This is a genomic window from Drouetiella sp. (assembly GCF_059504425.1).
Genome location: NZ_JCACIN010000040.1, coordinates 1 through 14,484, shown reverse-complemented (window position 1 = coordinate 14,484; position 14,484 = coordinate 1). Strand labels below are relative to the sequence as shown.

11 protein-coding genes are annotated in these 14,484 nt (G+C 50.9%); 6 read left to right on the top strand and 5 right to left on the bottom strand.

The annotated features are described in order from the left end of the window. Positions 1–282 precede the first annotated feature (282 nt). A complete protein-coding gene (locus AC5JMP_RS08790; protein ID WP_495851075.1) occupies positions 283–483 on the top strand; it encodes a hypothetical protein in 201 nt (66 codons plus the stop codon). Between the two features lie 3 nt (positions 484–486). Here the strand turns inward: AC5JMP_RS08790 and AC5JMP_RS08785 are convergent, their stop codons facing one another. Then, positions 487–3,033 carry a sigma 54-interacting transcriptional regulator gene (locus AC5JMP_RS08785; RefSeq protein WP_495851074.1) on the bottom strand — a complete coding sequence of 849 codons (2,547 nt, stop codon included), beginning with the start codon at positions 3,031–3,033 and terminating at the stop codon, positions 487–489. A gap of 179 nt (positions 3,034–3,212) precedes the next feature. Then, on the bottom strand, positions 3,213–3,758 hold the full coding sequence (locus AC5JMP_RS08780) for a DUF4330 domain-containing protein (protein WP_495851073.1): 546 nt from the start codon (positions 3,756–3,758) through the stop codon (positions 3,213–3,215). 380 nt (positions 3,759–4,138) lie between these two features. On the opposite strand from AC5JMP_RS08780, the gene AC5JMP_RS08775 reads away from it, so the two are divergent. Then, entirely contained in the window at positions 4,139–4,987 is an 849-nt protein-coding gene (locus AC5JMP_RS08775) for a M48 family metallopeptidase (RefSeq protein WP_495851072.1), read from the top strand. Here AC5JMP_RS08775 and AC5JMP_RS08770 read toward each other — a convergent pair. Then, entirely contained in the window at positions 4,984–5,952 is a 969-nt protein-coding gene (locus AC5JMP_RS08770) for an alpha/beta fold hydrolase (RefSeq protein ID WP_495851071.1), read from the bottom strand. The genes AC5JMP_RS08775 and AC5JMP_RS08770 overlap by 4 nt on opposite strands. A 497-nt stretch (positions 5,953–6,449) precedes the next feature. On the opposite strand from AC5JMP_RS08770, the gene AC5JMP_RS08765 reads away from it, so the two are divergent. After that, positions 6,450–8,213: a glycoside hydrolase family protein gene (locus tag AC5JMP_RS08765; protein WP_495851070.1), complete on the top strand. Its 1,764-nt coding sequence runs from the start codon at positions 6,450–6,452 to the stop codon at positions 8,211–8,213. 228 nt (positions 8,214–8,441) lie between these two features. Here AC5JMP_RS08765 and AC5JMP_RS08760 read toward each other — a convergent pair whose 3' ends face one another. Further along, positions 8,442–8,840, bottom strand: a complete 399-nt coding sequence (locus tag AC5JMP_RS08760; RefSeq protein ID WP_495851069.1) for a response regulator — start codon at positions 8,838–8,840, stop codon at positions 8,442–8,444. A 184-nt stretch (positions 8,841–9,024) separates the two neighbouring features. On the opposite strand from AC5JMP_RS08760, the gene gyrA reads away from it, so the two are divergent. Then, a complete protein-coding gene (gene gyrA / locus AC5JMP_RS08755; protein WP_495851068.1) occupies positions 9,025–11,583 on the top strand; it encodes a DNA gyrase subunit A in 2,559 nt (852 codons plus the stop codon). Between the two features lie 380 nt (positions 11,584–11,963). Continuing rightward, positions 11,964–13,532, top strand: coding sequence for a TM0106 family RecB-like putative nuclease (locus AC5JMP_RS08750; RefSeq protein WP_495851067.1), 1,569 nt, complete (start codon positions 11,964–11,966; stop codon positions 13,530–13,532). Between the two features lie 10 nt (positions 13,533–13,542). Here the strand turns inward: AC5JMP_RS08750 and AC5JMP_RS08745 are convergent, their stop codons facing one another. Then, a complete protein-coding gene (locus AC5JMP_RS08745) occupies positions 13,543–13,800 on the bottom strand; it encodes a MoaD/ThiS family protein (RefSeq protein ID WP_495851066.1) in 258 nt (85 codons plus the stop codon). Positions 13,801–13,922: 122 nt separating this feature from the next. Here AC5JMP_RS08745 and AC5JMP_RS08740 point away from each other — a divergent pair, with 122 nt between their 5' ends. Next, positions 13,923–14,300 carry a hypothetical protein gene (locus tag AC5JMP_RS08740; protein ID WP_495851065.1) on the top strand — a complete coding sequence of 126 codons (378 nt, stop codon included), beginning with the start codon at positions 13,923–13,925 and terminating at the stop codon, positions 14,298–14,300. Positions 14,301–14,484 lie beyond the last annotated feature (184 nt).

The following is a 14,484-nucleotide window of genomic DNA, read 5'->3' as shown; positions in this document are numbered from 1 at the left end:
GATGCTCAAATGTGTTTTTGATTCTTGCGAAGAACCCAAAACACGCTTGAAACACCGCCCTATTTAGCCGCAAATCTTCCGGATAATCGATCGCTACCGCTGTTCAAATTAGAAGCCCTTTATGATGAGGGGTTTTGCCCCCTTAATTTTCTCTCGCGAATAGTGCATTCTTAGATGAGTTGAGCCTAAAGATCTTCCATTAGGCTCTTGACAAAAGTATGGACTTTCACAACTTATTAAGACGAGGTGCAGATCAATGAGGTGTAGACAGTGAATTCAGCAATGATGCTTAATCCGTCGCGTCCGACAACTTTAGAGCAAGCTGCCCGACGCATTCTATCTTCTGGCAAGATCACGACCGCCGATCGCACTTGCCTACTACAGGTTGCCCTGACCGATCACCCGATTTTGCCTCAAGACTCTGTTCAGGTAAGACAAATTCTCGATCGCCTCCAGATGGGCTTACTGAGAATCGTTGATTAGCCTTTAGAGAATGACTTGCCACAGTAGCATCGTAAAGCCCAGAGTTGTCATGTGCTGTGATACTAGCGATTGCCACGACTGATGGGCAATTTTTTGGGTCAAGATGATGCTGAGCAGTGCTGTTGCTATCATCACTGTGCCCTGAAGAAAGGCAATGACCGCCGGATCAGCCACAATGACCGGAGCCGAGATTCCGCTAAGACCGATCGTTGCCAGGGTAACAGGAGCTACGCGCCCCATTTCACTCAAACCCAGATGCAGGTAGTGCGCTATGTTTGCCCCCAGCACCAGCGGCAAGTAGCCATAGGCAAGCCTGACAAAATTGAAAGATTTAACGTTACGCGGATTGAAGAGACGAATGAGCTGGTGGCAGAGAAGAGCGATCGCTCCTGGTGCTATTAGCATGACGATCGACAGGCTGACGTGGATGCCAAACTGCTTTAGGTCGATCGGCAGACCGATGGCGCGACTGAGCCAATCGGCAATTTGAGGCAAGTGGTGCAGAAAAACCGCTCCCAGCAGCAGAAACAGGAGGGCAACCTCATGAGGGGTGGGTGTGTGGGTTGTCCAGAGTTCAATTCCCGGTGGGCGCAGGTTTAGCTCAACCGATCGATGGGGACAGGCTTTGAGGCAAGTCATGCACAGTACGCAGTCGCGGTTGTCTTGGAGCTGTGCCGGATGAGAATAGACCGGACAGCCGCCCGTTTCTAAACCTTCGCCTTTTTGAGGACCGCCCTTATAGCATTGATAGGTGGTGCAAGATGCGGCGCAAATGCCTTGCTGGGCACGCAGCTCAACCATGGCTAGCTTGCCAAACATACCGTTCATACCGCCGATCGGACAAAGATAGCGACACCAGAAGCGGCGCTCGAACAATGCCGAGAAGATCATGGCTCCAGCAGTAATCAGCAGCAGTAGACAGGCAGACAGATAGGCAGTATTTTCCAAATTCCAGAGTTCTTCCCAGAGTAAAATTAAAGCGAATAGCCCGTACAAGAACCAGCCGCCCCACTGTTCTGCCTGCTGACGAGGCCAGGGGAGCAGCTTGCGCGGAAATAGCTTCAGCGAGAGCTTTTGAGTCAGTTCGCCGTAAATCATAAAGGGACAAACGGAACACCAGAGCCGCCCGACAAACGGAAATGCCACCAGCACCAGCAGCCACCACCATGCCCAGAAAAAATTCAGGGCAATATTGGCATCGCGGCTTTGAGGACCTAGAAACAAAACGGCAAGGACGATCGCAAAAAACCAGGATGTAAACCCATAGTTAATGCGATCGGGCCACCAGGGACTCCTCAAAAACTGCCGTAAATTGGGATAGGCATTGAGCAAATTCAGCCGAAACCTTCTACCCTTGGTGCTCGTAGACCAAAACACCTCTTCAGTTAGGACGGGCGCACCGTTTGATTGAATGATGGCTCGTCCTACCAGGCTTTCCAGCTCCGCCAGGTTGCCGGGAAAATCGTAGCCTTGCAAACGGCGCAGAGCCTCTGGCGCAACTTTAGGCTGAGGCAATCCTTTACCGCGACAGAAAAGGCTGATGTAGTAGGTGACTTGTGCTGCAATATCGGCTTTGATGACGCGCAGGGGCGGCACTTTGATCACCTGAGTTCCCAGCTTTTTGTCGTCCAAGGCGGTTGGCAGATTGCGCTCGGCAGTCATTAGGATGCGGGCTTGCGATCGCTTCACTTCTAGCGCTTCCGCCCCTTCTCGACTCACAGGCAAATACTCTCCGGTGGCTAACACCTGCTGAATTTTGCTTTCTAGATCTTTGGGCAAGTCCTGGGCATTGTTGAGCATCAGCGTCCCTGTGCCCAGCCACTCCAATAGCCCTGGCTTGCCGCCCGATCGCCCAAACAGCTCGACTCCGTTAGGTTGTAGCGTGTCGCAGTTGACTTTGATCAAGGGCTGCTTGCGGTCACTGGAGCCGAAGTGAATTAGGGCAGCAATATTGTCTTTGCCTAGCCCCGGTTCGCCAAAGATCAGCACAGGCTGGCGATTGCCAGAAGCTTTACGAACCTCTTGCCGCAATCGCACGGCATAGCGACTTGCTCCCACCACACCCTGCCTCACTTTGGGCATAAGATAGGGACGCAGTGCGGTCTGCCGCTCTTGTTCAAAGGCAAGCTGTGTGGTTGCTTGCTCCAGTTCTGCTGCCAACTGCTGCGAAAAGCTGCGGCTGATTTCGGGATATTGCTGGGCGATCGCTACAAATTCCTGCCGTGGAATTTCCCAAATTTCGCAGTCGCATAGAGTGATGACTGTTTGCTCTGCGGGTCGATCGAGCAGCAGCTCTTTCAGATGTAGCACGGAGCCGGGTAGCAAACTGCTGGCATGGGCGAGACTGTCGGCGCTGGTGCGATAAGCCTCTAGCCGTCCGGATTTGAGAATATACAGCGCGGCTGGAGACGTGTCTTCCAGGGCTAAGCGGCGGTTCTCTTGCAGGATTTTGACTTGCAGGGCTGAGGCGATCGCTTCTATCCCCTGCTCAGACACAGAGCCGAACGGAGTATTTTGCTGTAGCCACTGGATGCGATCGATCCTTTCCATGCTTCTGGCTCCTCAGACAAGATCCGTTCTTTCAGGCTATGCCGATCTGCCTGGAGGTGTCGTTAAATTTGTTGAAGCTCAGTAGATCACAAAACCCTAAAAGCTGGATTTCAAAGGCGCAGAGCGCCTTTGAAATCCAGCTTTTAGAAAAAATTAGGAGGACTTGTGATCTACTGAAGCTAGCTTGCCTTGCTTTTCTCTAAAATACGTACCCCAATTACGGGCGCATTGAAACGATAGGTCTGTCCCTCTAGCTCCATCGGTGTGCCAATTTTGATTTTGTTGTTGCCGAGCACAGGCCCATCGTTCACAATTTGCGCATCGCCGCCCAGCGTCACGACCATATCCAACGTGTAATTTAGCTCTGGGCGTGGGTCAGGTAGCGGCTTCACGGAACCATCAGGTTGAGGCACAGCCACGGTGCGCGGTAGCGACTTGACGTTGAGAATTTTGACTTCTCCATAGGGCTGATTGCGGATGATGATGTTGGTTTTCTTTTCATCTGCCAGCGCTTTCAGCATCACTTGAGGTTCGGCTACCGTTAGTCCCCGCACAATCACATCAACTTCGATCGGCTGAGTGGCACCCGTCTGCACGATAGAGGAGCCAGAGCTACCGGGCAATAAAAATAGTCCGCCCACGACGAGTAAAATGACCAGTGCCGCCCCAACGTCCAGGAGGCTGACTTTGCCGAACAAGCGACCTTTAGAATCTAAAATAGACATGCAGCAACGTTCCCGCTAGTGAAACGATATAAGGCTTTCGCGAAACTCTCATCACAAGATGCAATTTAATATGCATCAATTCAATTTGAACTTTAGCAGCAAAGTTGCCTTACAGAGCAAAGTTGTCTCGGAGATTTATAGCTGCCGCCAGTTTGCTTGGGACATTTTTAGGGGAGCGCTTAGTGGTTGCCATCCCTACAGGAATACCAGCGTTAGGGTGGTAGTAGGCAAGTGTCAGCGGGGCACAATATCAATACAAAATCAAAAATATTATGATCCAGTACAGAAACAAAAGGATGGCGATCGCCGTCTCTATCTACTGAATCTCTCTACCTTGAGTCTTTTTCTGCGTAATCGCTCTGGTTGTGATCCTGGATTTTATGATAGATTTCTTGGCTAACTTTTCTGCTCAACTGCGTCGGCGCTGGCTCTATGGGATGATCTCAATGACGATCACCCTAGGTTTAATTATGGGTACGCCCAGACCTGCTCCAGCGATCCCCATCATAGAGCTGCTGTTTCGCGGAATTCAGCTCATTCAGCTTTCCAATATGTCGGATTCCCAAGAAGTTTCGCTGGGGTCGCGGATTAATCAGCAGTTGACCAGGAGTGAGCTAAAGCTGTACTCCGATCGCGCCGTCACGGAGTACGTTAATCAAATTGGGCAAAAGCTAGTGCCTCAAAGCGATCGCCCCAACATTCCCTACGTGTTCCAAGTCGTAGACATGGATGCCGTTAATGCTTTTGCGACGATGGGTGGCTATGTATACGTAACGAAGGGCTTGATGAAAACCGCAGACAATGAAGCCCAGCTTGCTAGCGTCATTGGGCATGAAATTGGGCACATTGCGGCGCGTCATGCCGTTGAGCAAATGCGGCAAAAGGCTCTGGAGGCAGGTTTGGCTAGCGCGGCAGGACTCGATCGCAATACAGCAGTCAATATTGGCGTAGAGCTGGCAATCAACCGTCCGAACAGCCGTCAGGCAGAGTTTGAAGCTGATCAGAAGGGCTTAGTCAACCTGGAAAGAGTGGGTTATGCCCCTAGCGCCATGGTGGCTTTCATGGAAAAGCTGCAAAGTCAGCGCTCTGTGCCGACATTTCTTAGCACTCATCCGGCGACAGGCGATCGCATTGAAGCCCTTAATCAGGAAATTGATCCGGCGACAGCTAACAGCGGTACCGGGCTAGATACAGCCGCCTATCGCTCAAAAATTAGCTCAATTCGCTAGGACGATTTTGCCAAAATTGTCCGAATTTCATTTACAACGGCTTCAGATTGCTCCACCATTGCCAAATGCCCACAGTTGGGAATTTCAACGACGTTGTTGCCGCAACAGGCAAAGGATGGATGAAAGCTGGCGAGATGGCTCACGTACTGGGGTTCCATAATTTTGTCGTTAGCACCTGCTATGAAGTAGGTAGGTTGATGCAGCCGAGACACAATTTGGGGCAGGTAGTGAACTTCAGTTTCAGTCGTGGAGTCTAACAATGTGCCGATCGCTGCTTCAGATTGGGCGTTCAATAGATCCAGCAAGCGCTGTCTCCCCCAACGGCGAGCGACTGGCTGAGCCACATTCATGCGAGACAAAATGACATCTAATAGCGGAATGTAGGCAAGCCACTGTCGGCGCAGATTAATGATCTGCTGTCCGGCAACGCGAAATTTCTCAAATTCTTCTTTGATGTAAATGCCACCGCCGACATTAACGCAAATTACGCCAGCGATCGTTTCGGGTAACTGATCTGCTGTCCATAGCGCAATGCTGCCCCCCAGAGAGTGACCCACCAACCACGCCTTTGCAATCTTTAGCTCTTTAAGCAGCACGGCTAGATCTTGGGCATAGGCTGCAAGTGTGTAGCTGCTGGGAGTACTAATAACCGCCACAGGTGTTTCTGCCGCGACTTCTGTAGCCGCGACTTCTGTAGCTGAAACCCTGGAGCGCCTAGCGAGCGAGGGCTGAGGGGCGATCGCCTCCGGGGCAGCTTCTTTAACGCGGCTGATTTGAGATTCCCCAAAGCCTCGCATGTCATAGCTTAAGCATGAATAGTCTGCGGAAAGCCTCTGAATCACAGGCTGCCAGTAGGCACGGCTCAGCAGCCATCCATGTAAAAACACTAGAACCGGGGAAGAGCTAGGAGGAGATGACAGCTCGTAAGCATGAGGGAATCCTAGAATGTTGATGGTATTGACCATACAGGTGTGGCGTGTTCCGTTGCTTTTAGCTCAGCTTGCTATCTCCATCATAAATTCGCAAAGGCTTTGTTTCCAACCGGATTAGACGGTATTGGCTAGGTACTAGATGTCACGCTTGGCACGGAATGACGCTACCTAGCCTAACGATCGCCAACCTCTTCAGGTTGCTTGTTTCAAAAACTGTGACGGTTTCATTAGGACAAACTGCTCAGAAAATCATCTAAAAAGATTCCCCACATGGGCACTTGTCTACTTCTCTCTGCGTCTAGGCAAACTAAGCGCGGATGATCTAACTCAGATTTTTATTAGCTCAGATCTCTACGGGTTCAGATTCATAACTGACCCCAAGTTTCATAACGGGCATTGCTGAATCTGGGTATGAATTTTTTTTGAAAGGGACGCTCCGCGCCCCTTTCAAAAAAAATTCATACATAAAACCAGCAACGCCTCATAACGCATCGTGACGGTATTAGGTATCAGATGTTACGGGAAAAGCTATGTCAAGAACCACTGATAATAGCCTGAAGCGGGCAGAGGCGATCGCCCTCAACCCCCAAGGAAAAGGCTTCAAGAACGAATTTGGTGACGCTGCTACCCAGGTGTACAGCGTCCGGATCAAGCAGAAAAGCAGCTTTAATTTGCGGCTGACAGGGAATGCCTCTGCTGAGCTGGTGCAGGATCGCAATCGCAATGCCCGAATTGACTCAGGGGAGACTCTGGGACGCTCTCAGCTCAGTCAGGGTAAGAACTCTCTCAAGCTCAATAGCGTTAATAAAGGAACTTATTTCCTCAAGGTGAACGGGGGAGGCGATCGCCCTGCTACCTATCAACTGACTCTATCCACTCAACCCGTTAGCCTATCTAGCACCTCGCAGTCTGGAGGCTATCAGTACCTAAAAAGCTCTTCTAGTCAGTCTCGTGGTCTCTTGAGCGATTTATTTGGCAACCTATTTGGCGGGTCTTCCAGCCGATGGAACGGTAGCTTTATTAACCGCACTGCTGGCAATGTAGACGACTACAACAGCTACAACTTTAGCCGCCCGGATCTGAAAAAAGATTTAGGTGGACGAGGTAAGAGCGGCAAGACTTTGGCGCGGTTAAAACTCAACTATGGGTCGGGTAGCCCCGGATCGGGCATTAACAGCGACAACTATGCCCTTCAAACCTCGACGCAGGTTTCGCTCAAGGCGGGCAAGTTCTACGAGGTCAAGAGCGATTCTAATGACGGAACGCGGTTTTTCTTTCGCAATCGCCAGACGGGAAAAGTCGTGACGAGCCTCAATGGCGACTGGCGCGGCAACAGCAGCGGAGCTTGGACGCAGTTGTTGAGCGTCCCTGAAAATGCGGGTGGCTCATTTGATTTCTATGTTCAATACTATGAGCGGACGGGTGATTCGGCGATCGATGTTTCCCTTAAGGAAGTTCAGCCCACCGCCAAAGTGGTGACATCAACGCTCAATCTTCGGTCAAAAGCTTCAACGGTGAATAATTCGCCGATCGCAGCCTTGAACTCTGGTACAAATCTCAAAATCCTTGGCAAAGTGAAATCCTCAGACGATACAAGCGTTCCAGACTGGTATCAGGTGAGTACGTCTGATGGTAAACGAGGCTACGTGGCGGCTCAATCTAACTTGGTGCAGGTAGATGGCAATAGCAGCATTGCCAATTTTGGCAACGGCAGCAGCAATGGCGGTAGTAGCGGTAGTAGCGGCAGCAATAATAACAACACCAACAATAACAGCGGCGGCATCCAGTCTGGGGGTACCACCAGCAATCCCACTCCGCGTCCGACAGGAGGCAGCGGCAGCTCTGATGGCAGCATTAACTCCAAAGGTTTGAACGTGCTTAAATCTTTTGAGGGGCTGCGTTTAGACTCCTATCTTGACCCCGTGGGCGTTTGGACGATCGGCTATGGCACTACCTCTGGAATTAGAGCCGGAATGCGCATTACTGAAGCGCAAGCTGAAAGCTACCTTAAGCAAGACTTGGATAGATTTGAGCGGGCTGTGAAAAGTGCTGTGAAAGTGTCCTTAAACAGCGATCAATTCTCGGCTCTAGTCTCGTTTACCTACAACGTGGGTGAAGGGGCATTGAACAGCTCTACGCTGCTCCGTAAGCTAAACCAGGGCGATTATCAGGGTGCAGCCAACGAATTTGCCCGATGGAACAAAGGGGACGGAGTAGAGCTGCCGGGACTGACGCGCCGCCGTAGCGCAGAGAAGGCGCTGTTCTTGGGGCAAGATTACACTGCCTTTCTGTAGTCTGCGTCTTTGTGAACCGCAATTTGTGAACCGCAATTTAGTGGATCAAAAGGGGTTGTAGCCCACTCTGCCTGAAGCTTTGATTCCTCCTTGGTTGAGCCAGCACCTGATAAAAGAGCGCTAACGCTACTTTGTCAGGTGCTTTTTTGAACGAAATTCTGCCAAAACTGAGACTGGCAGAATAGTACAAAAATACTTTATCTTTAGGAAGTTCAGTCTTTAGGAAGTTCAGTCTTTGGGAAGCAATGCCACAATCTGATCCACAAACTGCTGGTGATCGACAACAGGCTTGGAAATATAGTCGTCTGCGCCGCTTTGTTTCAAAAAGTGTTCGCGATCGCCTTCCATCGCATGAGCCGTTACCAAGATAATGGGCAGATCAGCCGTTTGCGGATCGGCTTTCAACATTTGAGTAATTTTGATGCCATCCACAGGCTTGCCCTGGTACATGCTGTGAGAGAGGGAAACATCCATCAAAATAATGTCGGCAGTTCGAGCCTGAGCAATTTCCATCACTTCTTCCACATTTTCAGTGTGCTTAACTTCTAGCCCACCTCGTTTGGTCAAAATTTTGGAAAAGACGCGCGCATTGATCAAATCATCTTCCACAATTAGAACGGTCTTCATATCGCTTTTCCTATCTGCCTAATCCAGTCTAATTTCAGCATGAATGATCTTTGTCGTCGCAGTTTGATACTACTGTGAAATTAAAGTGAAAGTTATGTGCCATTTGCTGAAATCCCTCCGCCTGACCGAGAATTCTTAAACTTTCCTACAATCGTGACCCGCAAATTTGAAGGACATAAACCGCATGGCTGAACAGTTGAGCATCCTTACGGCAGGACAAATCATCCCAACTGCCTTGCATACGGAAGTCCAGCGCTCATACCTTGAGTATGCCATGAGTGTCATTGTGGGGCGGGCGCTGCCTGATGTGCGAGATGGATTGAAACCTGTGCATCGGCGAGTTCTGTACGCCATGCACGAGCTGGGCTTGACTCCCGATCGCCCCTATCGAAAGTGCGCTCGTGTGGTGGGGGATGTACTAGGCAAATATCATCCCCACGGCGATCAGTCGGTCTATGACGCGCTGGTGCGCATGGTGCAAGACTTTTCCAGCCGCTATCCCATGCTGGAGGGACATGGCAACTTTGGCTCGGTGGATGACGACCCTCCAGCCGCGATGCGCTATACCGAAACTCGCCTTTCGCCTGTCGGCAATGAGGGACTGCTAGCTGAAATTGGTGAAGCTACGGTAGACTTCATCGGCAACTTCGACAACTCCCAGCAAGAGCCGATCGTTTTACCTGCTCAGCTGCCTTTCCTGCTCCTCAACGGCTGTTCGGGCATTGCGGTGGGGATGGCAACCAATATTCCGCCCCACAACTTAGGCGAGGTAATTGATGGCTTAATTGCTCTGATCGATCGCCCTGACCTCCCTGACAAAGAGCTGTTTAAGCTCATTCCTGCGCCCGATTTTCCCACAGGCGGCGAAATTACGGGCAGGTCTGGCATCGAAGAAGCCTATAGCACCGGGCGCGGAAGCATTTCGGTGCGTGGCGTGGTTCGACTAGAGGAAGTTCCTGTGGGGCGAGGGCGGCAGCGGTTAGCCATTATCGTCACAGAGCTGCCTTTTCAGGTCAACAAGGCAACCTGGATTGAAAAAATTGCTGAATTGGTCAACCAGGGCAGGATTGAAGGTATTGCCGATCTGCGAGACGAGAGCGATCGCGACGGAATGCGGGTCGTCATTGAGCTGAAGCGAGATGTTCAGCCTGCCGTGATTCTAGAGCGGCTTTATAAGCTAACGCAGCTACAGTCTAATTTTGGTGTCATCATGCTGGCAATTGTCGATGGACAGCCGCGTCAGTTGCCTCTGCGGGAGATGCTTCAGGAGTTTCTTAGCTTCCGGGAAACGACGCTGACCCGGCAATATCGCTTTGAGCTGGATAAATCAGGAGAGCGGGCGCATGTGCTGGAGGGCTTACTGCGATCGCTCGATCGGCTAGATGACGTGATTGATATCTTGCGCCACGCTCCCGACGGCAGCACCGCCAAAGCTACGATGAAAGAGCGGTTTGAATTTAGCGATCGTCAAGCTGACGCGATTTTGGCGATGCCGCTGCGCCGTCTCACGGGACTAGAGCGACAAAACCTACAAACTGAATATGACGACCTGACTCAGCGAATGCAGGAACTTCAGCGGCTTTTGGACAACCGCAAGGAGCTGCTGAAGTCGCTGAAGAAAGACCTGCGCACCCTCAAGCGCAAGTACGCCGATCCCCGCCGAACTCGCTTGCTGACTGCCGAAGAGCAGGCGATCGAACTTGCCCAACTTGCCGAAGTGGTTGCTGAAGGAGAAGCAGAGACTCAAGAAATTGTCTTGGAGTTCACCCATCGCGGCTATGTGCGTCGGTTGTCACCCAAGGTCTTTCAGCGTCAGATGGCTAAGCAAGAGTTGCCGCCCGTTCAAACCCTAGTGCAAAACGAGGACTTCACCACCCTTGTGGAAATGGCGACTGCCAACCAGGAATTGCTGGTGCTGACCCGTAGCGGCAGAGCGTACACGGTAAAAGTCAGCGATATTCCGCCTACGACTCGGCAGTCTAAAGGTACGCCGCTAGTAACTCTGCTACCTGCCACTGCTCAGGGCGATCCTGAAACGATCGTTACCCAGTTTGTTCTTTTCCCAAATGATCTAGAAACGCTCGATTTGATTATGCTGACGCGTCAGGGACGGCTGAAGCGAATGCCGCTCTCAGAATTTACAAATCTCACCGGGCGAGGGTTGGCGGCACTCAAACTCAAAGACGACGACGAGCTTCGCTATGTGACACTAGCAGAAGTAGGAGAGCAGCTTGTTTTGGCAACTTCTGGCGGGCGCATTTTGCGGTTTACCATCAATGATGAGCAGGTGCCTGTGATGGGGCGATCGGCTCAAGGTAATTTGGCTCTGCGCTTGCCAAAGCAAGAAGAGCTAGTAGGCTGTCTGGCACTGACTGCATCCGATGATTTGCTGCTCATTTCTGCCCAAAGCAATGCTAAGCGTATGCCCATCAGCAATATTAAACCCGGCAATCGAGGCGAAATTGGAGTTCAGGCAGTTCAGTTTTCGATCAAAACCGATCGTCTGGCGGGAATCGCGCTAGCTGCCCCTGGTATGGAGGTAAGAGTGCTAACGGATGTCGATCGCATGGCTCGACTGCTTCCAGAACAGATCCCGGTACAAACTAGAACGGGTAGTGGCGATCGCCTACTCAACTTAGACAAAAAAGAAAAGGTGGCGGAATGGGTGGTTGCTTATCTGCCTCTTCTCAACGGTGAAACTCAAGCATCAGAAGAACTGGCTCATCTCAAAACTTCCCCTTAAACCTCACTTCCTAACGTCGCTGCCTGTTTCCATAACCGATTTCCATAGCTGAAATCTCTGTGGCTCTACTAAAATGGCTTTAGCAAGATTTAAAGAATCAAGCTAAAGTCATAGGTAGGATATCAACTGCAAAAAAACTGAATCCCTTTTGGGTATGTAACGCAGTATGGCAAAGTGGGCAGATACAGATTTTCTAGAGCACCGATCGCCTCAGCCGATTGTTGCGGCACTGTGCCTTCCAGCTATTTACCAACTTCCACTTATCTCTCAACTTTTATTTAATCATCTTCAAGAGCACTTCCCCGTGGAGGATTCTGTCGGTTAACCCTTATTCACCTGATCTAACGGAGGCTGAGGATAAATCACCTGCCTCCGTGGTTTTGTTGACTGCTCAAGCTTCTGCCGCCCTGCCGCCTATCGATTCAGTGGCAGTTGACGGGTTGGAGGCAGACACAGTCGCAAATTCAACGGAAATTTGGCTGACTGACGAAGTTTTATTTAACTATCAGCGTTGTCCTCGTCGAGTATTTTTAGACCGATACGGCGATCGCCAACACCGCGCTTCTGCGCCCGACTACTTGCAAAAACTGCGCCAAGATAGCTATTTGCACCAGCGAGAGGTTCTCTCTCAAGCCTCCTTCCACGAACCAAGTTACCCAAAGCGAGATTGGGTAGCGGGAGCTGCCGCTACAACAGCACTCATGCAGCAAGGAGTCGATCGCATTGCCAATGCCGTTCTTCAAATTACCTTAGAGAATGGCATTCACTTAGTCAGCTGCCCCGATCTCCTGGTTAAACAGCCAGGGTATTCCATCTGGGGCGATTGGATCTACGCTCCCATCGATATTCGTCTCGGCAAACGCCCAAAGCTGGACTATCAGGTCGCGGTTGCTTTTCATGCCTATGTGCTAGCTGCCGTCCAAGGCATGTGGGCAGAAACAGGCTGGCTGATCCTGCGACAGCGCGGCACCTATGGGGTTAGCCTCGTGGATGTGCTGCCCCGTATGGAAGAAATTTTGCAAAGCTGCATGGAAACTTTGCTTCAGCAGCAAGAACCTGAGGTCTTTATTTCCCACAGCCGCTGTGATCTTTGTCATTGGTTTAGCCGTTGCTATGCCCTGGCTCAGAGCGATCGCCACCTCTCCCTTCTCCCTGGCATAACGCCTAGTCGCTATGTCCATCTCAAAGCCCTTCAGCTTAAAACCCTGGAAGATATTGCGATCGCCCCTCCCAAGCAGCTTGAACCCCTACCCGGATTTGGGGCACAGGTTGCTCAGCGTTTAGTCAAACAAGCCCAGGCTGCGCTTCAGAATCGGGCGATCGCCCATGTAGAGTTTCCGGTTTCGCCCACATCCCCCCTGCTATCCGAAGCAGAGCTACCCACTGCAAACGTAGAACTCTACTTCGACATTGAGGCAGCGCCAGAGCAAAATTTGGTCTACCTGCACGGAGTTTTGGTGGTCGATCGACTAACTCAAACCGAAATCTTTCACCCCTTCCTAGCTAAGTGTCAGGATGATGAAGGCAAAGTCTGGAACCAATTTCTGGAGTTAGTCTGGCGCTATCCCCATGCCCCCATCTTTCACTTCTGTCTCTACGAAGCTCAGACCGTTAAGCGGCTAGGTGAATACTATGGCACGCCCAGCGATTTAGTTGAGTCATTGCTGAGCCGATTTGTCGATTTGCATGAACGAGTGACACGAGTCGCCATTTTGCCGATCGAAAGCTATGCCCTCAAATCGATTGCCCGCTGGCTTGGCTTCAACTGGCGAGACTCAGAAGCGAATGGCGCTCAGTCCATCTGCTGGTACGACCAATGGCTAACCACAGGTGATCACACTTATCTAGAGGCAATCCTTCGCTACAACGAAGACGACTGTCGAGCAACCTACCGAGTGAAAGATTGGCTTGTGCAGTTCACCCAGCTCGATATTGAGTCATTTTCCTAACCTCCGCTCCCTAACCTCCGCTAACAGGAGGGATCAAGACGACTTCATCCCCATCTTGTAAAACAGCGCCAGGTTCTACAAACTGAAGATTCAAGCCAAACCGAGTCACGTCACGCCATTGCTCTAACTCAGGATATTGCTCAATTAGGCGATCGCGTACCTGTCCTACAGCTGCCCCAGAGGGCAAATGCAGAATCAATGCTGGTACCCCACACGCCTCCTGATAAGCTGCAAAAAGTTTCACCATCACTTTAATTTGATCGCTCATTGACTCTCCTCCGTTACGCTGCAACTCTTTGTTAGCCTGTAAACACAGATTAGCCTACCGCCTTTACCGCTAAGTCACTAAAGTACAAAACTCAAAATCCACGACCTATCCTGAAATTAACTATGCTTGGCACCTTCCAACAAAGTAACCTTCGTATTGAAATCGCTGCCTCAGAACAAAAAATCTCTGACAGTCTGCTCTGCCCCAGCCAATTTCAGCAATGGCTTTTCCCCCAAACATTCTCCCCAGGAATGCCAGAGCGGCTCGATTCAGGAACCCTCTTTACAAGCTGGCTTGGTCCTGTGCCAATTCAGCATCAGGTAAAAACAGTTAGCTCCAACGAACTGCAAATACTAATGAGCAAAGGTGTCGATGGCTATCAAGAATGGCACTGGGGCGAGGGATGGATTCAGTCTCGTTTAGCTGGAGTCTCTGCTCTGCAGCTCAATCTGGGACAGACCGTAACTTTGCTGCGCCTAAAGATGTTCCTAACGCGGTAAGCCTGTCTCTGCTTTGCTCTGGCAAGCTTGCCAGAGGCACAAGCAACCAATGCTCAGAAGCATTACCTACTAGCCGTTTCACGGCTTACTGAAAATTCCTTGACCCAAGGGTTGACACCCCAGTAATTTCTCCGCTATATTGATAAAGCGGTCGAGGGGGGACGAAGCGAAGCGAGAGCGGAGC